Origin of the sequence: Collinsella sp. AF23-2, assembly GCF_003459245.1 — a bacterium.
Classification (GTDB): domain Bacteria; phylum Actinomycetota; class Coriobacteriia; order Coriobacteriales; family Coriobacteriaceae; genus Collinsella.
Genome location: NZ_QRVG01000006.1, coordinates 64,595 through 90,740 on the forward strand (window position 1 = coordinate 64,595; position 26,146 = coordinate 90,740).

17 protein-coding genes are annotated in these 26,146 nt (G+C 60.8%); 6 read left to right on the plus strand and 11 right to left on the minus strand.

Annotated elements, in window-relative coordinates:
- Window positions 1–245 precede the first annotated feature (245 nt).
- Complete coding sequence (locus tag DWY03_RS04190; RefSeq protein WP_117839985.1) at window positions 246–1,592, plus strand: MATE family efflux transporter; 1,347 nt, start codon at window positions 246–248, stop codon at window positions 1,590–1,592.
- 64 nt (window positions 1,593–1,656) lie between these two features.
- Window positions 1,657–2,496: a MerR family transcriptional regulator gene (locus tag DWY03_RS04195; protein ID WP_231500771.1), complete on the plus strand. Its 840-nt coding sequence runs from the start codon at window positions 1,657–1,659 to the stop codon at window positions 2,494–2,496.
- A gap of 58 nt (window positions 2,497–2,554) precedes the next feature.
- On the opposite strand, the gene ligA is transcribed toward DWY03_RS04195, so the two are convergent.
- The 5 genes from ligA to DWY03_RS04220 all read right to left on the minus strand — a co-directional run bounded on the left by ligA (window position 2,555) and on the right by DWY03_RS04220 (window position 9,936).
- Window positions 2,555–4,783 carry an NAD-dependent DNA ligase LigA gene (ligA, locus tag DWY03_RS04200; RefSeq protein WP_117839987.1) on the minus strand — a complete coding sequence of 743 codons (2,229 nt, stop codon included), beginning with the start codon at window positions 4,781–4,783 and terminating at the stop codon, window positions 2,555–2,557.
- Window positions 4,784–5,040: 257 nt separating this feature from the next.
- Window positions 5,041–6,510 (minus strand): S1C family serine protease, encoded by a 1,470-nt coding sequence (locus DWY03_RS04205; protein ID WP_117839988.1) that lies wholly within the window; start codon window positions 6,508–6,510, stop codon window positions 5,041–5,043.
- A 208-nt stretch (window positions 6,511–6,718) separates the two neighbouring features.
- Window positions 6,719–7,381, minus strand: a complete 663-nt coding sequence (locus DWY03_RS04210) for a response regulator transcription factor (RefSeq protein ID WP_117839989.1) — start codon at window positions 7,379–7,381, stop codon at window positions 6,719–6,721.
- A 50-nt stretch (window positions 7,382–7,431) separates the two neighbouring features.
- Window positions 7,432–8,769 carry a glutamine synthetase family protein gene (locus DWY03_RS04215; protein WP_117839990.1) on the minus strand — a complete coding sequence of 446 codons (1,338 nt, stop codon included), beginning with the start codon at window positions 8,767–8,769 and terminating at the stop codon, window positions 7,432–7,434.
- A 144-nt stretch (window positions 8,770–8,913) separates the two neighbouring features.
- Window positions 8,914–9,936, minus strand: coding sequence for a LacI family DNA-binding transcriptional regulator (locus DWY03_RS04220; RefSeq protein WP_158558620.1), 1,023 nt, complete (start codon window positions 9,934–9,936; stop codon window positions 8,914–8,916).
- Between the two features lie 235 nt (window positions 9,937–10,171).
- Between DWY03_RS04220 and DWY03_RS04225 the strand changes: the two genes are divergently transcribed.
- On the plus strand, window positions 10,172–11,206 hold the full coding sequence (locus DWY03_RS04225) for a sugar kinase (RefSeq protein ID WP_117647999.1): 1,035 nt from the start codon (window positions 10,172–10,174) through the stop codon (window positions 11,204–11,206).
- A 255-nt stretch (window positions 11,207–11,461) separates the two neighbouring features.
- The gene (gene eda / locus DWY03_RS04230) at window positions 11,462–12,103 is read left to right on the plus strand and encodes a bifunctional 4-hydroxy-2-oxoglutarate aldolase/2-dehydro-3-deoxy-phosphogluconate aldolase (RefSeq protein WP_117839992.1); all 642 of its coding nucleotides are present in this window, start codon (window positions 11,462–11,464) and stop codon (window positions 12,101–12,103) included.
- A 393-nt stretch (window positions 12,104–12,496) separates the two neighbouring features.
- On the opposite strand, the gene DWY03_RS04235 is transcribed toward eda, so the two are convergent.
- From DWY03_RS04235 to kdpA, 6 genes are all read right to left on the minus strand, one after another.
- Window positions 12,497–13,189 (minus strand): GntR family transcriptional regulator, encoded by a 693-nt coding sequence (locus DWY03_RS04235; protein WP_117839993.1) that lies wholly within the window; start codon window positions 13,187–13,189, stop codon window positions 12,497–12,499.
- A 541-nt stretch (window positions 13,190–13,730) separates the two neighbouring features.
- Window positions 13,731–14,984, minus strand: a complete 1,254-nt coding sequence (locus tag DWY03_RS04240; RefSeq protein WP_158558621.1) for an ATP-binding protein — start codon at window positions 14,982–14,984, stop codon at window positions 13,731–13,733.
- 663 nt (window positions 14,985–15,647) lie between these two features.
- Complete coding sequence (locus DWY03_RS04245) at window positions 15,648–17,597, minus strand: NAD(P)/FAD-dependent oxidoreductase (RefSeq protein WP_117647993.1); 1,950 nt, start codon at window positions 17,595–17,597, stop codon at window positions 15,648–15,650.
- 245 nt (window positions 17,598–17,842) lie between these two features.
- Entirely contained in the window at window positions 17,843–18,433 is a 591-nt protein-coding gene (gene kdpC / locus DWY03_RS04250; protein WP_117647991.1) for a potassium-transporting ATPase subunit KdpC, read from the minus strand.
- A 12-nt stretch (window positions 18,434–18,445) separates the two neighbouring features.
- Complete coding sequence (kdpB, locus tag DWY03_RS04255; RefSeq protein WP_117647989.1) at window positions 18,446–20,500, minus strand: potassium-transporting ATPase subunit KdpB; 2,055 nt, start codon at window positions 20,498–20,500, stop codon at window positions 18,446–18,448.
- A gap of 16 nt (window positions 20,501–20,516) precedes the next feature.
- The gene (gene kdpA, locus DWY03_RS04260; RefSeq protein WP_117773167.1) at window positions 20,517–22,340 is read right to left on the minus strand and encodes a potassium-transporting ATPase subunit KdpA; all 1,824 of its coding nucleotides are present in this window, start codon (window positions 22,338–22,340) and stop codon (window positions 20,517–20,519) included.
- Between the two features lie 333 nt (window positions 22,341–22,673).
- On the opposite strand from kdpA, the gene DWY03_RS04265 reads away from it, so the two are divergent.
- Window positions 22,674–25,409, plus strand: a complete 2,736-nt coding sequence (locus DWY03_RS04265) for a sensor histidine kinase KdpD (protein WP_117647986.1) — start codon at window positions 22,674–22,676, stop codon at window positions 25,407–25,409.
- Window positions 25,402–26,106 (plus strand): response regulator, encoded by a 705-nt coding sequence (locus tag DWY03_RS04270; RefSeq protein ID WP_117647985.1) that lies wholly within the window; start codon window positions 25,402–25,404, stop codon window positions 26,104–26,106. Before DWY03_RS04265 ends, DWY03_RS04270 begins: the two co-directional genes overlap by 8 nt.
- The last annotated feature ends 40 nt before the right edge of the window (window positions 26,107–26,146 follow it).

Sequence of the window (26,146 nt, forward strand, 5' to 3'; positions counted from 1 at the left end):
ATCAAACGTTGTTCGCAAACCCACGTATTATGGCGCGCCGTGCGGCGGTGTCAAGTGTTCCGAAATCGATTTCTGCAAGGCTAGTGCAGGCGCTAAGCTCGCAAGGTGCATCTCTGCATTCAATTGGAAATGAACGCGAGCGCGACTTTTTTCGCCCCGCTGCCAACATAAACCTTGACTCTACAATCGTTGTAGGGTTTTCACTACACTGGTAGCAAAACGAACCCAGCCAGAAAGCCCCGCCCATGGAACACGACCTCACACGCGGCAATGTCCTCAAGACCATCGCGGTCTTTGCCCTGCCCTATATGCTCTCGTACTTTTTGCAGATGCTCTACGGCATGGCCGACCTGTACATGATGGGGCAGTTTAGCGGCGCCGCCGGCATCACCGCCGTGGGCAATGGCGCGCAGACGCTCTATATCATTACCGTAACGCTCGTGGGCCTGGCCATGGGAACGACGGTCATCGTCGGCCACGCCGTGGGCTCGCGCCGGTTTGACCGAGCCGAGACCGCCATCGGCAACACCATCACGCTCTTTATGGGTGTCTCGGTGGTGCTGGCCGCTGTCCTGCTCGCACTGTGTCCGCAGATTGTGGCGCTCATTGGCACTCCCGCCGAAGCCGTCGAAGGCACTGCCGCCTACCTGCGCATCTGCTTTGTCGGCATTCCCTTTATCGCCGCATACAACATCCTCTCGGCCATCTTTCGCGGGCTGGGCGATTCGCGCTCGCCCATGTACGTGATTGGCGTGGCGTGCATCATCAACATCGCGCTCGACTTTCTGTTTATCGGCCACATGGGGCTCGGCCCCGTAGGCGCCGCACTCGGCACGGTGACCGCCCAGACAGCCAGCGTTGCCCTCGCGCTCGTGTGGCTCAAGAGCCGCCGCACGAACATCCACGTTAAGCGTAGCGACCTGCGCCCCCAGCCCGAGGTGCTCGGCAGCATTCTTAAGATCGGTGTGCCCGTGGCCGTGCAGGACGGCTGCATCCAGGTGGCGTTTATGTTCATCACCGTCATCGCCAACCACCGCGGTCTGGTCGACGCCGCCGCCGTAGGCTTGGTCGAAAAGATGATCAGCTTTTTGTTTATCGTGCCGAGTTCCATGGGCGCTACCGTCAGCGCGCTCACGGCGCAAAACGCCGGCGCGGGCAAGGGTGACCGCGCGCGTCAGGTACTCAAGGACGCCATGACCATCTCGGCGGTGTACGGCTGCCTGATCACGGTGCTGATGTGGCTGGTGGCGCCGGCGTTTATCGGCTTTTTTGCCAAGGACGCTGCAGTAGTCGCCGCCGGTACCGGCTATATGCGCAGCTATATTTTCGACGCGATTTTTGCCGGCATCCACATTTGCTTTAGCGGCTTTTTCGCCGCATACGGCAAGAGCTACATCGGCTTTGCGCACAACGTGCTGGCCGTGGCCCTCATTCGCGTGCCCGGCGCTTGGCTGCTGTCGAACGCCTATTCCGACACGCTGTTCCCCATGGGTATCGCCTCGCCGTGCGGGTCGATTCTGTCGGCGGTCATCTGCGTGATTGCATTTACCGTGCTCAACCGCCGCGGAACTTTTGACAAGCTGGTGGCGTAGCGAGGCGACGCATGCCTAGCACCTCTCCCCTGTTTTTACCGAAAGGAGTGGTCCTGTGACCGACATGCCAAGCGAACACACCGAGGGCCTGCTCCGCATTGGCGAGGTGGCGCGCCTGCTCAATTTGAGCGTGGGCACACTGCGCCATTACGAACAGATGGGGCTGTTGGAGCCGGCATATGTCGATCCGGCAAGTGGGTACCGCTACTACGGATCGCGGCAGCTCTCCACCCTCAACACCATCGGCAACCTGCGCGTTCTCGACTTGCCGTTGACGCAGATTCGCGAGTTTGTCACTACGCGCGATATGGATTTGATACAACGGCAACTGACCAAGCAACAGGAGTTAATTGAGCACAGGCGACGTGAGTTGGAGCGCATGTCGCGCAAGATTGACCAGCGGCTTGCCTTGCTTCACGGCGCTTTGAATGCTGATCTCGACACCATTAGCGAAATCGAGGAACCCGAACTTCGCTGCGCCGCGCTGCACGAGCGCGTCAATCCCACCGACGCCTATTCGCTGGGATGGCATATCCGCCAGCTTCAGCAGGGACAGCACGAAACCTTTGCCTATCTTGGCAATCTAGGTGTGGGCATCGCGCCCGAACGCCTGGCCGCCGGCGACTTTGATGGCTACGACGAGGTCTTTCTGCTGCTCGACGACACCGACGACTACCTGGGTGAAATCGAGACGCGGCCTGCCGCGCACTGCCTGACCATAAGTTTCCGTGGCACGCACGGACAAGCAGCCCCGCGCTACGAGCGGCTGCTCGGCTACATGCACGAACACAACCTGACGCCCGCCGGCCCCTCGCGCGAGATCGCCCTCATCGACGATATCATCAGCGACGACCCGACAACCTACGTAACGCAGATCACGGTGCCGGTTGCCCCAGCAAAGTAAGAACCGCCCGGAAGGCATCATGCTTCCCGGGCGGTTCTTCAATTAGGCTATCAATGCGCTAAGCCTGGGGCACCTGACCAGTCGCCAAGATCTGCTCGAGTGCGTCCTCATCCAATACAGGCACGCCCAGCTGCTCGGCCTTGGTGAGCTTGGAGCCCGCTTTGGGGCCGGCGACCAGATAGCTCGTCTTCTTTGACACGCTACCCGAAACCTTGGCGCCGAGCACCTTGAGCGCCGCGCCCGCCTCGTCACGCGTGCGGTTGACGAGCGTGCCGGTGAGCACGAAGGTCAGACCCGCGAGCGGCTGCGCGTCGGCGAGCTCGTCCGCCACGCCAGCGTCGGCTGCGGCCTGCGCGTGCGCGGCGCCCAAGTCGACCTCAAGCGACAGACCCGCCTGGCGCAGACGCTCCAGCACGGCAAGGTTCTCGGGCACAGCCAAGAACTGCTTGACGCTCGCCGCAATCTTGGGACCGATGCCCTCGCACTCGGCGATGTCCTCTTCGCTCGCCAGGATGAGCTTGTCGATCGACAGGAATCGTTCGGCGATGACCTCGCCCACACTCTTGCCCACGTGGCGGATTCCCAGGGCAAACAGTACGCGACCGAGCGGCTGGCTCTTGGACTTGCTGAGCTCGGCGATGATTTTTTCGGCCGTCTTGAGGCCCACCGGGATGGGGTCGCCCTTCTTGACGCCCTTTTTGCTGTTGGAGCTGGCATAGGTGCGCCCCGTGTCGAGCGCCGCGATGTCGTCGACCGTGAGCTGATAGAAGTCCGCGACATCGTGGATCAGACCGGCGGCGATCATCTTGTCGACGATCTCATCGCCCAAGCCGTCCACATCCATGCAGCCGCGGCTCACCCAGTGGAGCAGGCGCTCCTTGAGCTGCGCGGGGCAGTCGATGGACACGCAGCGATAGGCAACCTCGCCATCCTCGTGCACCACGAGGCTGCCGCACACGGGGCAAACCTCGGGCATTTGCCAGTCAACGCTGTCCGCCGGGCGCTTGTCGAGCACCGGCCCCACAACCTCGGGGATCACGTCGCCGGCCTTGTGCACGATGATGGTGTCGCCCTCGCGCACGTTTTTGCGGCGGATCTCGTCGATGTTGTGCAGCGTGGCGCGTGCGATGGTGGAACCCGCGACTGTCACCGGGTCAAACTCGGCGACCGGCGTGAGCACGCCCGTGCGGCCCACCTGGATGCGAATCTCGCGCAGGACAGTCTGCTTTTCCTCGGGCGGAAACTTAAAGGCGATGGCCCAGCGCGGCGCGCGGGCGGTAAAGCCCAGGTCGAGCTGCTGCTGGAAGCTGTCGACCTTTACGACCACGCCGTCGATGTCGTAGTCCAGGTCGCCGCGATGCTCGAGCGCCTGGGCGCAGAACTCGTGGACCTCGGCCGGCGTGGCGCAGCGAGCCACGTTGGGGTTGACGCTAAAGCCGGCGCTGCGCAACCAGTCGAGGAACTCGCGCTGGCTGTGGACATGCAACGGGTCGGTATCGGCGATGGCGTAGATAAAGGTTGCCAGGTCGCGACGAGCCGTGACTTTGGGATCCTTTTGGCGGAGACTACCTGCGGCGGCGTTGCGCGGGTTGGCGAAGGGGTCGCGGCCCTCGGCATCGGCCTCATCGTTTAGGCGTACAAAACTGCCCTTGGGCATGTAAACCTCGCCACGTACCTCGATGGTACGCTCTCGGTCGGCGCCCATGTGGGCGAGCGCCGGCTCGGACAGGTGCATGGGCACATCCTTGATGGTGCGCACGTTAAGCGACACGTCCTCGCCCGTGGTGCCGTCGCCGCGCGTGGCCGCGCGCACGAACGTGCCGTTTTGGTAGGTAAGGGCTACGCCCAAGCCGTCGATCTTAAGTTCACAGGTATAGGTGACACTACCGGCGCCAAGGGCGTCCTCGGTGCGCTGCAGCCACGCGTCAAGCTCGTCCAGGTCCATGGCATCGTCCATCGAATACATGCGCGCCATGTGCGCGACCGGCGTAAACTGTTCGCTCACGTAACCGCCCACGCGCTGGGTATAGCTATCGGGCGTTACCAGATCGGGATAGGCTGCCTCGATTTCCTGTAGCTCAACGAGCATCTTGTCAAAGGCGGCGTCCGTGATCTCGGGCGCGTCGAGCATGTAATAGCGGTAGGCGTGGTAGTCGAGCTCGTGGCGCAACTCTGCCGCCCGCACTGCCGCCTGGGCACGGGCATCGGTCGGTGCGGCGACGTCCACACTCGCGGGCGTTTCGGTATCGATGTCCACACCGTCACCAAACAGGCTCGATTGCTCCATAGCGGCACTCCTTCGCTCGATTTCAAACGGATACTAGAGTACCACCGGTCGCAATGAGGCCGAATAGCCCTTTCGAACCGCACCGAATCGGCAGCCGTCAAACTGGGGCGGACAGTTAGTTCAGGCCCTTCCGAACCAAGCTCCTTGCCAGCTCAAAATAATCCGTTTCCCCCGTTCCCGGGATCCATCGCAAAAAGAGGGGCTGTCCTGCGTTGGCGGGACAGCCCCTCTGGCTTCAAACTATGCGAAACGGCTGGTTAGTAGCCCTGGCCGTAACCTTGACCCTGGCCCTGGCCCTGCTGACCGAGCAGCTCCTCCAGGTACTGGCGCAGCTGATCTTCGGTAATGCTACCGTTGCCGGTGTCGGTCGCGCTATCGTTCTGCTGCTGGTTTTGCAACTCCTCATCGGAGCCCAGCTCGACGGTAACCGTCTTCTCTTCCTTGCCGCGCATGAGCGTGATCTCGACCTTCTCGCCCACCTCGTGGCTGCGCAGTGCGATGATCAGGCCGTCGGCGCTCGTAATCTCGTCGTCGCCCAGCTTGGTGATGACATCGCCTTCCTGAATGCCGGCCTTGGCTGCGGGACCGTCCTCGACGACGCTCGCCACATACGCACCGCTATCGGTGCTCAGCTTGTTAGTGCGGGCATTGAGCGCGTTAACGCTCGAAAGCGTGGCGCCCAGATACGGATGAACCGGCGTCTTGCCGTCAATGATCTGGTCGGCAATCTTCTTAGCGTAGTTGACGGGAATGGCAAAGCCCACACCCGAGCTGGAGCCCGAGTAGCTCTCGATGAGCGAGTTGATGCCCACGAGCTCACCATTGTCGTTAACGAGCGCGCCGCCGGAGTTGCCCGGGTTGATGGCGGCATCGGTCTGGATCATGTTGGCATAGATGGTGTTGCCGCTGGTAGAGCTCATGGCCGTGGAGCGATACAGTGCCGACACGATACCCGTGGAGACAGACTGCTCGTTGCCGAAGGGCGAACCGATCGCCATGACCCACTCGCCCACGTTGAGCTTATCGGAGTCGCCGATCTCGATCGGGGTGAGCTTGGAGGCATCGGCGTCCTTGAGCTTGATGACGGCCAGGTCGCTCGAGGCATCGTTGCCCACGAACTCGGCCTCGTAGGTGGTGCCGTCGTCCATGGTTACCACGTACTGGTCATAGCCATCGACCACGTGGTTGTTGGTGAGGATATGGCCCTCGGTATCGAGCACAACGCCCGAACCGACGCTGCCCGAGCTATCGGAATCGTCAGCAGACTGCGAAAGCGAGCCATTCTGGCTGCCGCTCGAGGTGGCGGTGATGGAAACGACGGAGGGCAGCGCCTTGGCGGAGACAGCCTCGGCCAGCGTGGTGTCCTCGGAATCGATGGTGATCTTTTGCGTCGACGAACCCGAAGCGCCCGCCGTCACGGCATTCTTTCCGCCACCGATATCGAGCGTGCCGCTCATAATGAGTGCGATGACCAGCAGAGCGCCGCAGGCGCAACCGGCGAGCGCCGTAATAAAGATCGGCAGCTTTTTGGTCTTGGTCTTGACCACCATGTGCTTGTTCACAACCTGCTGGCCGCCCAGCGGCTCGCCGGTCTGCGTGTCATAGGCCTGCACGTAGGGAATGTTGTTACTGTCGGCAGGCGTCGACTCCACCTGCACGCGCGGCTGCTGCTGAGTCTCGCCGGCGTTGCCCGCATCCTGGGGACGCTGAGAATCGTTCTCACTCATAGCTGCGATCCTTTCGTCAAATAACCAAAGGCCCGCCAAACATGTGGCGGGCCATCATTGTTCACGTTGAGTTGTACCCCAATACGCGGGATCAAGTGTATGAAAACGCAATCTTTTAGGAAGGCTTAAGTTCTGTTGCAGACTCGAAAGGAATCCTTGCCTGCGGCAAAACCACCACAAAGGTGCCTGCCCCCTTTGTGGTGGAAATCTAGCCCTTAAACAGATAGCCCACGCCGCGGACGGTGGTGATGTGCGCCGCGATCTGCGGGCCCACCTTGGAGCGGATGCGTCGGATATGCACGTCGACGGTGCGGGTGCCGCCGCAGTACTCAAAGCCCCACACGCGGTGCAGCAGCACCTCGCGGCTGTAGGCACGATTGGGGTGCGTGGCCAAAAAGCTCAGCAGCGAGTACTCCATCAGGGTCAGATCGATGGGTTCGTCATCGAGCGTCACCTGGTAGGTAGCCAAGTTGATCTCGAGGTTATCGATGTTGAGCACATCGTCGGCGGTGACGGTCTCCTCCTCGCCCATCAGGCGCTGTGCGCGCGCCTTGAGCTCGTTGGGCGTCGCCGTGGAGCATACAAAGTCGGCATGCGAGTGATTCGGCAGGCGCAGGGTGCCGAGCGCCTCGTCGTCGACGATCACCAACATGGGAACGCCGCCACGATCGTCGAGCCACTTGGCAATCTGATCGATGCGATCGCTACGAATGCCATCGGAATCGAGGATCAGCAGGTCAAAGTCGTGCGCAGCAGTCGGCGAATCGGGGGTGGCCAGGCTCACCTCGACACCCAGGGTGGTCGTCAAGCTGCGGGCAAACTCGTGGAAGCGCGTCGTGCGCGCCATGAACAGGGCACTCTTTTCGGACATGTCGGCCTCCAAAGAAATGAGCTCAATCGTGCTGGAACAAGTCAGCGCGATTAGGAGTTCGCCAGGTAGTGCTTGATCTCCCACTGGGTGATCGTGGACTCAAACTTATGCCACTCATCGCGCTTCTTTTTAAGAAAGAAGCTATGGATGTGATCGCCGAGGGCGTCCTTCATGAACTGCGAGTCCTCAAAGACGTCGAGCGCCTCTTTGAGCGAGCGCGGCAGCGGCGTATAACCGGCCTCGACCATCTGACGGTTGGTGAGCTTGAGCGTCTCGGCCGTAGCCTCGGGCGGGAGCTCCAGCTTGCGCTCGATGCCGTCGAGACCTGCCGCCAGCGTGACGGCGTTGACCAGGTACGGGTTGGCCATGGGATCGGGGCTGCGAAGCTCAATGCGTGTGGACAGCTGCTTGCCGGGCTTGTAGACCGGAATGCGGATCATGCTCGCGCGGTTGCGCAGGCCCCACGTGGCATACTGCGGCACGGAGTCGCCACCCGTGGTGATGCGCTTGTACGAGTTGACGGTGGGGTTGGTGATGGCGCTGATCTCGCGCGCGTGCGCCAGAATGCCGGCCATGTAGTGCTTGGCGATATCGGAGAGATGGTACTTCTCGTCGTCCTCGCCCCAAAAGACGTTGTTGCCGTCGTGGTCGAACAGCGACTGATGCAAAAACATGGCGCTGCCGTCCTCGCCCGCCAACGGCTTGGGCATAAAGGAGGCATGGCAGCCGCTTTCGTAAGCCTGCTGCTTAATGATGAGCTTTGCCGTGGTGATGGCGTCGGACATGCTCAGGGCCTCGGCGTGGCGCAGGCTCATGCCGTGCTGCGAGCGGCCGGCGGCGTGGAAGGTGTACTCCACGGGCACGGACATCTTCTCGAGCGTAAGGACCGTGTTGCGGCGCAGGTCGCGCGCGGCGTCGCTCACCGAAAGATCGAAGTAGCCCACGTTGTCGAGCGGCTCGGGGGTATGCTCGTCGGGGAAGTAGTAATACTCCAGCTCGGCACCAACGTTGAGTAGGTAGCCGGCCTTCTCGGCCTTATGGAACATGCGACGCAGCGCAGCGCGCGGATCGCCGGCGAAGGGCTCGCGATCGGGAGTACACACGTCGCAGAACACACGGGCGACGCCGTTATGGCTCGGGCGCCACGGCAGAATCTGGAAGGTCGAGGCATCAGGGAACGCCAGCATGTCGGCTTCCTCGGGCGTGGCAAAGCCCTCGATGGCCGAGCCGTCAAAACCGATGCCCTCCTCAAAAGCGACCTCGAGGTCCTCGGGGCTAATGGCAAAGTTTTTGAGGCGGCCGAGAATGTCGACAAACCACAGACGCACAAAGCGGATGTCACGCTGCTCTACGGAGCGGAGTACGTAATCGATGTTCTGCTGGTTCATGTCGCTCCCCTTTCTTTCGGGCGGGTTTCGACTGGTCTATATCGCAGATACTATCGCAGAAAAATGTTTCCGCAGGGTTAAAGCGTATCAAGCGCCCAAAAAACGTGCGTGGGCAGGCAGGTATACCTTACGCGCGACCGTAGGCTAGCGCGAGGTTGAGGCGCGGTGTTCGATGTGGCCGGGGATCTCGATGCGCTTGGGAGCCAGCCTTGCGGCCTCGCCCACCGTGGTGGTGACGACATCGATGCGCTCGGACAGGCGCTCGACTACGCGCTCGGCAATGGTGAGGGTGTCCTGCGCTGCCGTGGTCACACCGCCAAAGAGCACGTGGTTCCAGGGGTAATCGTCAAACGCCGCAATCTTGAGACCTGCCGGCAGCGAGGGACCCAGCTGTGCTAGCGCCTCGGTCAGGCGCAGGAAAACCAGGCCGTTGACGGCGATAAGGCCGAGTTTTTTGCCCGCATAGTCGCGGATGGTCTCGTCCAGGCGGCCGACGCCCGTGACGCCACCATCGGCCAGGGTAACGACCTCACCCGCAAGGCCGCGTCGCGAAAGCTCGTCGGCAAAGGCCTCGGCACGCTCGCGACGCACAGGGCTGTCGTCGCTTGCCTCGGTGAGCAGGCACAGGCGCTCGCTGCCCGCGACAGCCAAGGCGTCTACCAGGCCGGCGACCAGCTCGCGGTTGTTGGAGGTCACCAGATCGACACCGCCGGCGGCAATATCGCGGTCGAGCAGCACGACGGGCAGGCGCCCCGCGGCCGCGGCGATTGCCTCGTCATTGCCGCCACAGGTGTTGACGACCAGGCCGTCCACGCCGGCATCGATAAGTCTGGTGAGCGACTCTGCTTCCTTGGCGGGGTCGTTGCCGCTAATGGCCGTCATGAGCGAGCAGCCGCGCGCGGCGGCGCTGGCGGAAAGCCCTTCGAGCATGGCGCTGGAGAACGGGTTAGCAATGTCGGCCAAGATCACGCCGATGAGGTTGGTACGTGAGCTGCGCAGATTGCGCGCGGCGGCACGTGGACGATAGCCGGTGCGCTCGATAACTGCCGCGATGCGAGCACGGGTTTCCTCGGTCATCTGCCCAGGGCGGTTGTTGAGATAGCGCGAGACCGTGGCCGGGCTCACGCCCGCCTCGGCAGCAATGTCCTTAATCCTCATCTGCGCCATAGCGCACCCCGTTTCCCAATTGTCGGCAGTCTGAGCCATTTTAGGCATTTTTTTAAAAATCTCGCTTGCAAAACGTTGTAGATGAGTATACTACAACTCGAAACGAAACCGATTTCGTAAACCGATTTCGGCAAGCGTTGGCACGGAGGTGCAAAGATGTACCCTACCGTCTTGGCACCTCCGTGCCAACGCCATATCAAAGGTGTACGCACGAGCAAGAAGGAGCTGCGCGACCATGGGTAAAACGGTTCTTACCTTCGGCGAGATCATGATGAGGCTCTCGCCCAAAGATCATCTGCGCATTGAGCAGGCGACCGAGTTTGATGTCCGCTACGGCGGCGCCGAAGCCAACACCGCGCTTTCCCTGGCCTACCAGGGTGACAAGGCAGCTTACGTCTCCGTTGTCCCGGCCAACCGTCTGGGCGAGTGCGCCCTGCGTTCGCTGAAGGTCTACGACGTCGATACCTCGCGCGTCGTGCGCCAGGGCGACCGTCTTGGCTCCTATGTGTTTGAGGTCGGCGCCTCGCAGCGCGGCAACGGCTGCGTCTACGACCGCAAGTACTCTGCCATCAACATGGCCAAGCGCGACGTCTTTGACTGGGATGAGATCCTCAAGGGTGTCGATGTCTTCTACTTCTCCGGCGTGACGCCCGCCGTCTCCGACGAGATGGCCGCCGCCTGCAAGGATGCCCTCACCGCCTGCCGCGCCAAAGGCATCGCCACCGTGTGCGACGTGAACTATCGCGGCAAGATGTGGTCGCCCGAGAAGTCGCAGGCCACCATGAAGGAACTCCTGCCGCTCGTTGACATCTGCATTGCCAACGACGAGGACGCTCCTGCCGGCCTCGGTATGACCTGCGTCTCCGGCTCCCTTGCCCACGGCATCGAGGAACGCGACACCTACGTCGAGATGGCCCGTCAGATCTGCGCCGAGTACGGTTGCAAGAAGGTCGCCTCGGTCGTCCGCAACATCTCCTGCGTCGAGCGCTCCATTTGGATGGGCATGCTCTTTGACGCCGAGAGCGGCGAGCACTGGTTCTCCCCCGCTCACGACGTGCACGTGCTCGAGGGCGTTGCCGCCGGCGACGCTTTCAACGCCGGCCTCGTCCATGCCCTCATCAACGACTTTGACCCGCAAGACGCCGTCAACTACGCGATTGCGGCCTCGATCCTCAAGCTCACCATCAAGGGCGATTCCAACCTGGTGACCGCAGACGAGATCGCAGCCGTGGCATCCGCCGCCGACGGTGGCACCCGCGTCGCCCGTTAATTCGTTCCCCATTCCGCGGACTGCAGCTTTCCATACCCATACCCCTGCAGCCCGCTCCCCGATTCCTCCGGCCAGGTAGAACCACTTAGTCCCATTCCGGTTTTGTCTGGCATTCCTTCACGACTGGCCTCGTAGCCGGTTCCGAAATTGCTTGTGACCCAAGCAGTGCCTCCGATAACCAATCCGGAACCGGCTCATGGCCAATCTTCTTTGGCAATCACGCGCCCGTGCGCGCCTCACATCGAAAGGAACACTATGTTCGATCAGTTCTACACCACGCTTGAATCCCTGGGCATCGTGCCGGTCGTCGTGCTCGATAAGGTCGAGGACGCCGCACCGCTCGCCCACGCCCTTATGTCTGCCGGCATGAAGTCCGCCGAGGTCACCTTCCGCACCGCCTGCGCCGCCGAGTGCATCGCCGCCATGGCTGAGGCCGAGCCCGAGATGTGCGTCGGCGCCGGCACCGTCCTGACTGTCGAGCAGGTTGAGCAGGCCCGCGCCGCCGGTGCCAAGTTCATCGTCTCCCCGGGTTACAACGAGGACGTCGTGAAGCACTGCATCGACATCGACTTGCCCGTCCTTCCCGGCACCGTGACCCCCTCCGAGGTTACCGCCGCCGAGAACCTGGGGCTCAAGGTCACCAAGTTCTTCCCCGCGGCTCAGTATGGTGGCCTGAACACCATCAAGGCCCTCGCCGCTCCGTTTGTCGGCCATCGCTTTATGCCCACCGGCGGCGTGAGCACTGCCAACGTCGAGGAGTACCTGAGCTCCTCCGCCATCATCGCCTGCGGTGGCACCTGGATGGTCAAGCCCGCCCTGTTCGCCGATGGCGACTTCTCCAAGGTCGAGCAGATTGCCCGCGAGGCCATGGACGTCGTCAAGAAGGTCCGCGGCTAGGTTTAGCTCTCTATCGTGAAAGGGGGCGTGCCCTAGACCTCGCCCCCTTTCTTTTAAAGCGGCTCGGAAGCGCGCCGTTTCCGTCACGAACAAGAACCAAAACCGTCTTGTATGCTGATAGAACGTGACGGAAGCGACACGCGCCCGAGCCGCTTTGCCTACTCGGCTGGCAGTCGCGCCCAGCTGAGCCACTTCGACAAAAGCCGAGCCACCAAAACAGCTGCGGCGCCGTCTGGAGGAATGGACCCTTGCTTCCGGTTTTTTCCTCCAAGCGGCGCCGCAGCCTTTTCATGCCCCGATTGCACCCCCGCACTTGCGGTGAAACACGGACTGCTTACGCCGCCAAAGCCGCAAAACAGCCCCTATTTAACCGCAACTAATGTAGGGAACGAGTTAGATGGCCGAGTCTTTAGGCAGCTCAAAATAGTCGGGATGCAAGGCGATAACCGGTCCCTGTTCCTCGGGCATCAGATGCAGGTGTGTCTCTGCCAGATAGCTCGCCGTGTCGGTATCGCCCCTCTTAATGGACTCGAGAATCCGGCGATGCTGACGACGAATCGGCTCCCAATCCATATCCTGCGACACCATACGCAACCAGTTGTACCGCTCAAAATGCGTATTGACGCTCTTCATCCAATCCCACAACATGTGGCGGCCGGCAATCTCAAAGCACGTCTCGTGGAATAGGTTGTCCAGATCGAAAAAGCGACGCGTTTCGCTATGGTCGAGCGACTCGGACTCGGCAAGAATCTGCTCGAGCCGATGTTTTTGCTCAGGCGTGGCGGCAGAGCAACATTTAATGAGTACGCTTCTCTCGAGTTTCTCACGCAAGAAACAGGCGTTCTCGGCGCGCTCCATGCTGATTTTTGAGACATAGGTGCCGCTTTTGGGACGCGTTTCCACTAGCTCCTGCTCACGCAGGCGCACAAAGGACTCGCGAATGGGCGTGCGCCCGATTCCCGCCTCCTTTTCCAGACCAATCGCCGAAAGGCGCGTGCCGGGCCTGAGCTCGGCATAGATGATCTTAGAGCGCAGTGCGTTGTATGCCTGATCTTGCAGGCTCTGATAATGCTGGTGCTGTTCCATAAAGCCCTCGGATGAAGCCCACGGTTTGTCGAATATCACCACGTAATACTATCGCATCGACACGCCCCAGCTCCCAATCAGTCTTTTTGGGACGGGGCTCTTTTAGCTACCCTGGCCCGCAGATCGGCCCCCCTTGCCACAAAAGTGGCCCATCTACTACGTTAACACGGATAGCCTCGGCCATACCGAAAACCGTGAAAACAAAACCGCAGGTAGATAGCTTGTCGATTTTCGAAAAAACCGACTATGGTTGACCCCTGCGGCTTAAACGTAGTAGATAGGCCCTTTTCGTGGCGCAGCACTACTGCACCCCAAATTGGCACCCCGAGCCTGTTATAAGTTGCTGTGAAATACGGACGGTTGATAATCAAGGGTTGAAAATCAAGGCGCGCTATACGGCTTGCTATATCTCACTATACTTTGCTGTACGTCGCTGTACTTTGCTTTAACTTGACAATAATCGGCCCGTTACCATCCGGGATATAACGGACCCCAAGCCAACGCTGGCTTGGGGCCCGTCTTGTACCATGGCTCTTTTGGACTATGAGCGCTCGTATTTCGTGGCCCGCCCGGTTCCCTGCCTTACGATTGCATTCCGTTCAAGCAGAGATTCGAGTGCCGCCAACGTCCGCATGCGGCTCAGCCCCGTCTGTTTTTCAATCTCGCTTCGCGACATAATTCGCCCGCCCGACAAGGCCTTGAGAACCTGGACCTCTTCCTCGGACCCTTCAAAGGCATCGGTAACGGGCAATGTGACGGCCACCATGCCGCCGCGAACATCAAAAATTGGTTGATTGATCGAATCGCGATAGGCACGTCTAATGCGCGCGATTCCCGTACCAAATTTCTCGATGTAATCCAGCTTTAAGAAGGCCTCTGCAACGATGGGGTTTCTGAGCACGGATATCTGCCCATACAGGTATTGTTCCGTCGTCAACCCGGCGGGCAGCGATCCAGGGGAGGTCACAACGACACGATCATCGTACAGGGCAATTTGAACGTTCGCTCGAACGTCCCACGTCCGATGCACCAAAGCGTTTGCAACAGCTTCGCGGAATGCCTCAAGAGGAATTCGATCGGTTTGGACGCGCTCCATCCCTTCGATACGCTCATAACGGTAGTAGCGTGCAAACATAGCCACCGCCCTGTCCGCCTGCTCAATTGCGGATACATTTGTCGCCGCCTCGCGATCCAAGATCACATCCTCGGTATCGCCAAAACGGACGCAGTCGATGCCTGGAAAATCATTCTTATCCGCTAAAATCGCCGCGGCATTGGTATAGCCATCCTTGCCGAGCAAGCGGAGCGTACGCATGATATCCGGCGTTAGCTCGGAAATGCCGAGGTGTTCAACACACTTATGCTCGAGCGTATGAAAGCCCAAGTCCTGGCGAGCCGACGTGAGCGCGTCGAACGTCACGTTGCTGCCTTCGAGCGTCAGCCTGCCATACTCAAACCGGTCGACCTCCACCGTTGCCGAATCGTTTCGTCTGTAGGCCTTTCCCTTGCTTCGATAGGGTTTGTCCCGTCCCTCATAAACCGTAAGGATTACGGTCCCGTGTTTCTCATCGGACTCGAGCGTGTAACGGGGAGCGGGATCCAAGCTGTCATTAATCATGTTCTCAATGCGGAGACACTCTGCGACCGGATCTGCAAGGCCGACAGCCACGCCCTCGTCATCAACGCCAAACTCAATCTTGCCCGTCCCGTAGTTTGCATAGGCGCTCACCGTTTTAAGAAACGTCGGCGTAACGCTTTCCTTGTATTCGACTGTAGGGCTCTCTCTAACAACCATATGCACAACCCCCTCGTTTCGTACCATTCATAACCGTATTATAAGACGAAAACCGTTTGCGTACTGATTTATATAAGACGCAAACTGTTTTCGTCTTGATTTGCGTACGGAATTAAGACGCATAATTTCGCTTTCGTATGGCTCAATACCGGACGCAGACTGTTTTCGTCTGTCAATACGTCTGAAATCCAAACGAAAAGAGCCCCGAGCTCGTATGAACTCGGGGCTCTTTGTGCCGCACATCTATGAGAGGAAAAATTCGATGCGTACGGGCGCTACCCCATGAAGCCGCCCTGGGATGGCGGCAACCTCGCCGTTACCCGTCTGATGGGTGTGCTCAAGGCATCCGTTCCCCTCTTTATCGACGTAACGGGCAAAAAAGTTCGTCGAGGAGACCATCCGCACGCACCACGGTGTGGCCGACGCCATTGAGACGCGCAACCCCACCGCCGCTCACGATGCGATGTATCTGCACCTGGTCTACAACCGCAATATGATTGCGGAAGGCACACAAACAAAAGGCATTTAAGGCTCGACAATAATCTTTCTTTGATAAAACGCAGGCAGCGAGCGCTTGCGTTTTATCAAATGGTGCAATGGGGTCAGGTTTACATGCATCAACTTAGCGCAAAGTAACCTGGCCCCCATGCGCCAAGGGGTTGACTAGAGTTCGCAGGCGATCTTGTAGCCATCGCCGATAGCGTCGCGGATGTTGCCGCACTTCTGGGCATCGCCCAGCACGTGGGTGACAACGCCGGCAGCGGCAAGGTCATCGGCCAGCTTGGTGTTGGGACGGTAACCCATGGCAAGCACCAGCGTATCGGCGTCGGCGATGGTATGGACTTCGCCGTCCTTTTCGTAACTGATGGTGTCCTCGGTAATCTCGGTCACCTTGGCCTCGGTCAGCACGTGAACGCCCTTGGAAAGCATACGCGTGATGAGCACCGCGCGACCGGCACCGCCCTCGTTGGCGGCAAGCGTCTTGGTCATCTCGATGACGGTGACATCGCGGTTGGCCGGCGACAGGTCGTTGACCAGCGGGGCCAGGTAGTCGGCCGTCTCGCAACCGACGGTTCCGCCGCCGACGATGACAATCTTCTTGCCCGGGAAAGCCTTGCCGCCCAGCAGGTCATCGGCCGTCATAACTTGCTTAAAGCCCTGCATAAAGGCTGGAGCAATGGGCTCGGCGCCATAAGCCAGGACAACCTCGTAGCCCGCGTAGTCGCGCTGAATGTCCTCGGCCGAAAGCTCGGTACCAAAGACGCACGCGACGCCGGCCTCGGCCAGGCGACGATACTGATACTTGATCACGCGGGTGAGCTCCTGCTTTGCCGGCGGAACGGCCGCGATGCGCATCTCGCCGCCCGGCTCGTTCTGCTTATCCACGAGCACCACGTTGTGGCCGCGCTTGGCGGCAATATAGGCCGCCTCCATGCCCGCGGGACCGGCACCCACAACGAGCACGTTCTTGGCCTCGGCGGCAGGCTCGTAACCGGCCTCGTCGCGCTCCACGTCCGGGTTGACGGTGCAGGAGATGCGCTTGCCAAACATGATGCCGTTCAGGCAGCGCAGGCAACCGATGCAGGGGCGGATGTCGTCGGCGTTGCCGGCAGCGGCCTTGTTGCAGAACTCGGCATCGCACAGATTGGCACGGCCCATCATGCAGATGTCGGCAGCGCCGTCCTCGATCAGCTCCTCGGCGATCCAGGCCTCGTTGATGCGGCCGACGGTGGCGACGGGAATGTTGACGTGCTTCTTAATCTCGCGCGAGCAGGCGGCGTGCGAGGCCTGCTGGGTGCCGGCGGCGGGAATCGCAGAGCCACGCTTGATAGTGGTGCCGCCCGACACGTGAATCATGTCGACGCCGGCCTTCTCCAGGCGACGCGAGACGTAGATCATGTCGTTGAGGGTCAGGCCGCCATCGGTGTACTCATCGCCCGAGATGCGGACGTCGATGATAAAGTCCTTGCCGCAGCGCTCGCGAATCTCGGCGATGACCTCGAGCAGGAAGCGCATGCGGGCGTCGAGTGAGCCGCCGTACTCGTCGGTGCGCTTGTTGTAGAGCGGAGTCAAAAAGCCGCCGAGCATACCGTGGGCGTGCGCCGCATGAACCTCGACGCCATCGACGCCGGCCTTCTGCATACGCACGGCAGCGTCGCCAAACTGATGCGTGAGCTCGTGGATCTCATCTACCGTAATGGGGCGCGGCGCCTCGCGAGCATAGGACGGGCCCACAAAGGACGGAGCGATCAGGCGCGGGGTGCCCGGAATGTTAAAGGCCATGTAGGCGGGGTGGAAGAGCTGCGGCATGATCTTGCAGCCGTACTCGTGGACGGCGGCGGCGAGCTTTTCCCAGCCAGGGATAAACGTGTCGTCGTAGCAGCACATGTCACCCGGCAGATAGGTATAGGTAGGCTCGACCGTCACGACCTCGGTGATGATCAGACCCACGCCGCCCTTGGCACGGGCGCGGTAATGGTCGACCAAATCGTCGGTCACATAGCCGTGATCGGCCAGGTTGGTAGACACCGGCGGCATAAAGACGCGGTTCTTGACCTCGGTCGTACCGACCTTGATCGGGCTAAAGAGCATCGGGTAGGCGGAGGACTCCATACAGGGTTCCTTTCATTTGAGCCGCTCGGCGGCAGTTGCTAACGTACCTATCGTATCAGCAACCGCGCTGTACCCGACCGTACACGCTCCCCCGGCTTTTACTCAACCCACAAAAAGTTGCGGTGGAATACGGAGTAGATAAGGCCTTTGACAGCCAAAACGGTCCGTATTTCACCGCAACTGATGGGCGGGGTGGAATTGAGGGCTCAGATAGTCAGTCATGCCCTCATCCGCCACTCCCTCACCTACAGCGCGCCGTCCAGCATAAGGTTCACCTTGAGCACGTTGACCGTGGGCTCGCCGAACACGCCGAGGAAACGGCCCTTGGTGCACTGGGCGATGATGTCGCGCACCTCGCCTTCGCTCTTGCCCGTGGCCTTCGCCAGGCGCGGTACCTGGTACTCGGCGGCATCGGGGGAGATCTCGGGGTCGAGCCCTGAGCCAGAACACGTCACCAGGTCGACGGGCACGGCATCCATGCCGGCGTCGGGGTTGGAGGCGCGAATCTTCTCGACGCGCGCGTCCACAAGCTGCCGGTACTCCTCACTCGCCGGGGACAGGTTGGACGGGGCACCATACGCCACGAGCTCGCCGTCTTCGCCTTCGACAATTGACACGTTCTGGATGCGGCCCCACATGTGGTCCTCGTCCTCGAAGTTCTGGCCGATGAGCTCGGAGCCCACAACCTTGCCGTCGACCGTAATGAGCGAACCGTTCGCCTGATACGGGAACGCAACCTGGGCGATGCCGGTCACGACGAGCGTATAGCCCAGGCCGCAGACAACGGTAAACAGCGCGAACACGCCAAGTGCGCGCGATGCAACACCTTTGAACATACAAACCTCCACTTACATAATGCCGCAGAACGCGAGCAGCATGTCGATGAGCTTGATGAATACGAACGGGGCAACAATGCCGCCCAGACCCCACACGAGTAGGTTGTGGGTCAGCAGCTGTCCAGACGGGACCTCGCGGTACTTAACGCCCTTCAGCGCGGCCGGGATCAGCGCGACGATAACGAGCGCGTTATAGATGATGGCCGAAAGAACCGCGGACAGTGGGCTTGCCAGACCGAGGATGTTGAGCGCGCCAAGGCCCGGGTAGATCGGCGAGAACAGGGCCGGGATGATAGCGAAGTACTTCGCCATGTCGTTAGCCACCGAGAAGGTCGTGAGCGAACCGCGGGTCATGAGCAGCTGCTTGCCAATACGCACGACCTCGATGAGCTTGGTGGGGCTGGAGTCGAGGTCGACCATGTTGCCGGCCTCCTTGGCAGCCTGGGTTCCGGTGTTCATGGCCACGGCGACGTCCGCCTGGGCGAGCGCCGGCGCGTCGTTGGTGCCGTCGCCGGTCATGGCGACCAGGTGACCCTCACGCTGGAACTCGCGGATCTTCTCGAGTTTGCCCTCGGGGGTGGCCTCGGCCAGGAAGTCGTCAACGCCGGCCTCGGCGGCGATTGCCGCGGCGGTGAGCGGATTGTCGCCCGTCACCATGATGGTCTTGATGCCCATCTTGCGCAGGTCGGCGAACTTCTCCTTAACGCCGGACTTGATGATGTCCTTGAGGTACACAACGCCCAGCACGCGGCAGTTCTTGGTCACGACCAGCGGGGTGCCGCCGGCCTTGGCGATGCGTTCGACGGCCTCGTCGCACTCCTGGGAGAACACGCCGCCGGCTGCCTCCACATAGGTGCGCACGGAATCGGCAGCGCCCTTGCGGATCTCATTGCCCTCGTAGTTCACACCGGACATGCGAGTCGCCGCGGTGAAGGGGATGAACTCCATGCCCTTATCCTCGAGTGTGCGGCCGCGCAGCCCAAACTGCTCCTTGGCGAGCACGACGATGGAACGACCCTCGGGGGTCTCGTCGGCCAGCGAGGAAAGCTGAGCGGCATCGGCCAGCTCCGCGGGATCGACGCCGTCGACCGGGATGAACTCGGCGGCTTGGCGGTTACCCAGGGTGATGGTGCCGGTCTTGTCGAGCATGAGGATGTCGACGTCGCCGGCGGCCTCGATGGCGCGGCCGGACATGGCCAGCACGTTGGCCTCGTTCAGACGGCTCATGCCGGCGATGCCGATGGCGGACAGAAGGGCGCCGATGGTAGTGGGAGCCAAGCACACGAGCAGTGCCACGAGCGTGGTCACGGCCGTGGGGTTGACCATGTCGTTAAGACCGGCCGAGAAGCAGGAGTAACAATACAGGGCCAGCGTGACCAGGATAAAGACGATGGAAAGGGCCACCAGGAAGATCTCCAGAGCGATCTCGTTAGGGGTCTTCTTGCGCGCGGCACCCTCGACCATCGCGATCATCTTGTCCAGGAAGCTCTGGCCGGGCTCACTGGAGATCTTGACGATGATCCAGTCGGACAGCACCGTGGTACCGCCGGTAACGGCAGAGCGGTCGCCGCCGGCCTCGCGGACCACGGGGGCGGACTCGCCGGTGATGGCGGACTCGTCAACGGAGGCAGCGCCCTCGATGACGTCGCCATCGCCGGGAATCTGCTCGCCGGCGCGTACGATCACCAGGTCGCCGCGCGTGAGCTCGGTGCCGGGAACGACGGTGAAGTGCTCCTTGTCCTCAACGGACTCGATACGATGGGCCTCGACATCCTTCTTGGCCGCACGCAGGGAATCGGCCTGAGCCTTACCGCGGCCCTCGGCAAGCGCCTCGGCGAAGTTCGAGAACAGGTCGGTGAGCCACAGGATGACCGCGATGGTGACCACATAGTAGGTGGGCACACCCGCGTCCTGCACACCGAAGATGGAAGCGACGGCCAGGACGGAGGTCATGACGGCGGAAAGCCACACCAGGAACATGACCGGGTTTTGAATCTGGACGCGAGGATCCAGTTTGGCAAACGAGTCGCGGACCGCGCGGCCCATCATGTCTTTTTGCATAGCCATAAATCTGCGTCCTCCTTTACGCAATCATCTGGAAGAACTCGGCAACGGGGCCAAGCGCCAGGGCCGGGAAGAAGCTCAGGGCACCGATCAGCAGAACGATGAACACGAGCAGGAATACGAACATGCCGTTGGTGGTAGACAGGGTACCGGCGCTCTCGGCGACCCTACCCTTCTTGGCCAGCGAGCCGGCGATAGCCAGCGTACCGATGATGGGCATGAAGCGGGCAAACAGCATCTCGAGGCCGAGCATGACGTTGATCCAGGGATTGTTGCAGTTCATGCCTGCAAACGCCGAGCCGTTGTTGCCACCGCATGAGGTGAAGGCATACAGCACCTCGGAGAAGCCGTGCGCGCCACCATTGTTGAGCTGGTCGGCAAGACCGGGCACCATGCAGGCGATGGCCGAGCACACCAGAATGGCAAACGGAGTTGCCAGGCACAGGACAACTGCCCAGCGCATCTCGCCCGGCTCGATCTTCTTGCCCAGGAACTCAGGCGTGCGTCCGACCATAAGGCCGGCGATGAACACTGTGAGGATGGCGAAGCCGATCATGCCGTACAGGCCGCAGCCCACGCCGCCGAAGACGACCTCGCCCAGAGCCATCTGGAGCATCTGGACAAACCCGCCGAGCGGGGTGTAGGAGTCGTGCATGGAGTTGACCGAGCCATTGGAAGCAGCCGTCGTGAAAGCGGACCAGGTGGAAGAGGAGGCGATGCCAAAGCGGCTCTCCTTGCCCTCCATATTGCCGCCCGCCTGGCCATCGGTCATCTCGATGTTGACCGCGCCGCCATCGGCCAGCTGCGGCGTACCCATATGCTCGTTAACGGCGATGATGCCGGTAAAGACCACGAGCAGGATAAGCATCGCCGCGAAGATGGCCTTGCCCTGCTTGGTGTTCTTGACGCCGATACCGAAGGTGAAGCAGCAGGCGGCCGGGATCAGCAGCAGGCTGGTCATCTCGATGATGTTGGTGAAGGCACTGGGATTCTCATACGGATGGGCGGAGTTCACACCGAAGAAGCCGCCGCCGTTGGTGCCGGACTGCTTGATGGCGACCTGAGGAGCCGCGGGCCCCTGGGGCAGGAACTGCTCGGTGACCACGCGCGCGCCCTCGACAACCTTGCCGTCGACCTTGACCGTGTCGCCCTCGATCTGGGCGCCGTCGATGACGCTCCAGCCGCCGTCTGCATTAGGCTGGACAGCGACGGGCTCTACGAGCTCAGCCTTCTGAGCCGGCTGGAAGTTGGAGATGACGCCACCGGCAGCCAGGCAGATGCCGAACACGAGGTTCAGCGGGATGAGCACATACAGGACGGTGCGGGTGAGGTCGACCCAGAAGGAACCCAGACCCTGCTCCTTGATCTGACGGAAGCCGCGGATCAGCGCGAACATGACCGCGATACCGGTACCAGCGGAAACGAAGTTCTGCACGGTGAGGCCCATGAACTGCACGAAGTAGGACAGGGTGGTCTCACCGGAGTAGGACTGCCAGTTGGTGTTGGTTATGAAGGAAGCAGCCGTATTGAACGACAGGTCCCATGGCACACCCGGCAGGTGCTGGGGATTGCCTGGCAAGAAGGACTGAAGCGCCTGGAGTGCCACAAGAGCCACGAGGCCGATCCCCGAAAAGGCCAGCACGCTTGCCAGATAGCGCCTACACCCCATCTGCTCTGCCGCGTCGATGCGAAGCAGACGATAGACGCCACGCTCCACAGGAGCAATCACAGGCGACAGGAACGTATGCTCACCATCCATGATATGGGCCATGAACCGACCGAGCGGAACGGCCAGGACGACGAGCACGGCAAAGTACAAGATGTACTGAATCGCAGCGTCCATAGTTTACGAATCACTCCTCATCAGAATGTAGATGTAATAGATAAGGAGTCCAATGCAGACGACTCCGATAATGGGAATGAGGATGTCCATTACCGCCCCTTTCACGCGCGGTCCGATGTCTCGGACGCCTGCCCTCGCAAGCGTCTGGGGACAGTAAACGCTTCTAGGTGTTAAAGAGGCGTGAGGGCTGGGGCTCACGACCTTAAGATGCCGTAAAGATGCAGGTAGAAAGCACTATTGCGGCTGCAGTGCGCCTATACTCGACCTCGCGAGCATACAGTGGCGTCCTCACCGCGTATGCACGCATGGACAACGCTTCAGAAAGGCTACGCTATGCAGCGCGACGCATCGGACACTCGCGTCAATCCAGACCTCATCCTCAAGGCAATTGAGAAAGACGAGGCCGCCGATGACGCTCGAACCAGCCGGGGACACCTCAAAATTTTCTTTGGCTACGCTGCTGGCGCAGGCAAAACCTATGCGATGCTTCAAGCCGCCCACGCCGCCAAGCGGCGAGGTGTCGACGTCGTCGCGGGATACATCGAGCCGCACGAACGTCCGGCAACTGCCCATCTTGCACAAGGGCTTGAGAACGTGCCCTGTAAACTCATCGAGCACAACGGCATTGCGCTCAGCGAGTTCGATCTAGATGTGGCTATCGAGCGCGCCCCTCAGCTCATCCTTGTCGACGAGCTCGCCCATACGAATGCGCCGGGGTCTCGCCACGACAAACGCTATCAAGACGTCGAGGAACTTCTACATGCGGGCATCGACGTCTATACGACCGTAAACGTTCAGCATATCGAGAGCCTAAACGACATGGTTGCATCCATCACCGGCGTTGTCGTGAGCGAACGAATCCCCGACCGTATCTTCGATGATGCCGACCAGGTCGAGCTCGTCGACATAGAGCCCGAAGACCTACTTGAGCGCCTTCGCGCCGGCCTCGTCTACCGTCCCGCACAAGCCGACCGAGCGCAACAGCATTTTTTTACCGTCGAAAACCTCACCGCACTCCGAGAAATCGCGCTGCGCCGCTGCGCCGATCGCACCGGCCACCTCACAGACGCCGCACGCGTGCTGGGAAACCGTGACTACTACACCAAGGAGCGTATCTTAGTCTGTGTCTCCCCGGCGCCGACCAATCCCCGCATCGTCCGTGCCGCCGCACGCATGGCGAAAGCGTTTCGCAGCGAGCTCGTCGCCCTGTTCGTAGAAAGCCCGCGCACGCAAGCCATGAGCGATGATGAGCGCGCCAAGCTTGCAGCCAATATCGCCCTAGCCGAGCAGCTCGGAGCACATATGGAAACCGTCTATGGCGACGACGTCGCGTTTCAGATCTCCGAGTTCGCGCGCCTGTCGGGTATTTCGAAGATCGTCATGGGGCGCACGGGCGAGCACAGCAGCGTCCGTCAGGCCCTCTTTGGCCGCAAATCTCTCGTAGAACAGCTCATAGCATTCGCCCCGAACCTCGACATTTACATCATTCCAGACCAGTCGACTCCGCCCTCCCGACCCAAAGGACGCCGCCATGCGCTCGCTCTGCAGCCGCCCAGCAGCCGAAACGTGCTTCGCACGCTGGCCCTCTCTCTTGTCGCCACGGCGATCGGCACGGCTTTCCGCCATCTGGGATTTGCCGATTCCAGCATCATATCCCTCTATATCCTCACGGCCCTGCTGACCGCCGTCACCACGACGGGGCGTATCTGCACGATCGTATCGAGCGTGCTCTCTGTAGTGCTTTACAACTTCTGCTTCGTCACGCCTCTGTTTTCGCTCGCCAGCTACGACCGAAGCTATCTGGTCACGTTCGGCATCATGTTCGCTACCGCTATGGTCGCCGGCGAGTTAACTGCGCGCATCGCCGACAATGCCCGTACCTCCGCCGAGAACGCATTCAAAACGCGCGTACTCCTCGAAACGAACCAGCTCTTACAGCAAGCCCATAGCGCGGAGGAGTGCGCCCGCGTCGCCATGAACCAACTCGTCAAACTGCTAAAACTCGACGTGGTCTTCTACCCCGCCGAACACGGCACGCTCGGCAAGGCGCTCTATGAGTCCGCTGGCACCGAAAACCGATCCGCGTCGCTGCTCACCGACTACGAGCGCGCCGTTGCAACCTGGACCTTCACCAACAACAAGCGCGCGGGCGCAAGCACGCGGACCCTGCCTGAGGCGCGCTGTCTCTACCTCGCGGTTCGCACCGGCGACAAGGTATTCGGTGTCATCGGCATCGCCCTGGAGGGGCGCGAGACCGAAGCCTTCGAGCATTCGATCGTCCTATCTATCGTAGGTGAATGCGCCTTGGCGCTCGAAAGTGACCGAGCGGCGCAAGAGCGCGAAGAGGCTGCGGTCTTGGCGAAAAACGAGCAGCTGCGCGCCAACCTTTTGCGCTCCATCGGCCACGATTTGAGGACACCCCTCACGGCTATATCCGGATCTGCGGCAATCCTTCGGAAGAGCGACGAGAGGCTCAGCCTCGAACAGCGCTGCGATCTTGCCGATGCCATCTACGATGACTCCCTCTGGCTTATTGATACCGTGGAGAACCTCCTCGCCATCACACGCGTCGAGGACGGCACCATTCACCTCAACTTCACATCCGAGCTCATCGACGAGGTCATCGAGGCCGCCCTCAGCCATGCCGCCCAAGCATCGCATGGACGTACCGTCACCATCGAGCACACTGACGACATCCTGCTGGTACGCATTGACGTCCATCTCATCATGCAGGTGCTTACGAATCTCATCATGAACGCCTTCAAATACACGCCCGAGGACTCGACTGTCACCATCAGCGCACGTCGCGAGGGTGCGTTCGTCGTGGTGGACGTCGCAGACGATGGGCCGGGTGTGGCAGACTGCGACAAGCCTCATATCTTTGAGCGCTTCTTCACCTCAAGCAATACGCGGCCCGTGGATTCGCGTCGAAGCATCGGCCTTGGGCTGTCGCTCTGCCGCTCCATCGTGGAGGCGCATGGCGGCGTCATCGAAGTTCGCGACAACCACCCCCATGGGGCCGTCTTCCGTTTTACCCTGCCCGCTGAGGAGATCGAGATTCATGAATAATGCCGCTAAGCCACGCATCCTCCTGGTCGAAGATGACCTGACCGTTCAAAACCTCGTTTCGACCGCGCTTGACCTCCACGGCTATGTCGTGAGCAAGGTTTGCGACGGCCAGGCCGCCATCATGGATGCGGTGTCGCACGGCCCCAGCCTCATCATGCTCGACCTCGGCCTTCCCGACATTGACGGTATCGAGGTCATCACGAAGATCCGAAGCTGGTCGGCAGTCCCCATTATCGTCATTTCGGCGCGCACCGAAGATTCCGACAAGATTGCAGCACTTGACGCAGGGGCAGACGACTACCTCACCAAGCCCTTTTCTGTGGATGAGTTGCTCGCGCGCGTCCGTGCGAATTTGAGGCGCTCCTCGATGGCGTCGAGCGAGTCGACAGAAGCGAGCACGTTCGACAACGGTCCGCTGCATATCGACTACGCCGCGGGATACGCGACGAAAGACGGACGCGAGCTCTCGCTCACCCCAACCGAGTACAAATTGCTCGTCCTTCTGGCGAAAAACGTCGACAAGGTGCTCACCCACACCTTCATCACCCGCGAGATATGGGGCACGAGCTGGGACAGCGATCTGGCGAGCCTGCGCGTGTTCATGCGCACCCTGCGCAAGAAGATCGAGGCAGACCCCTCTCACCCCAAGATGATTCAGACGCACATGGGCGTCGGGTACCGCATGCAGCGTCTCTAGCCCATTACAGTCTGAAATAGGCCATCGATAAATTTCGATG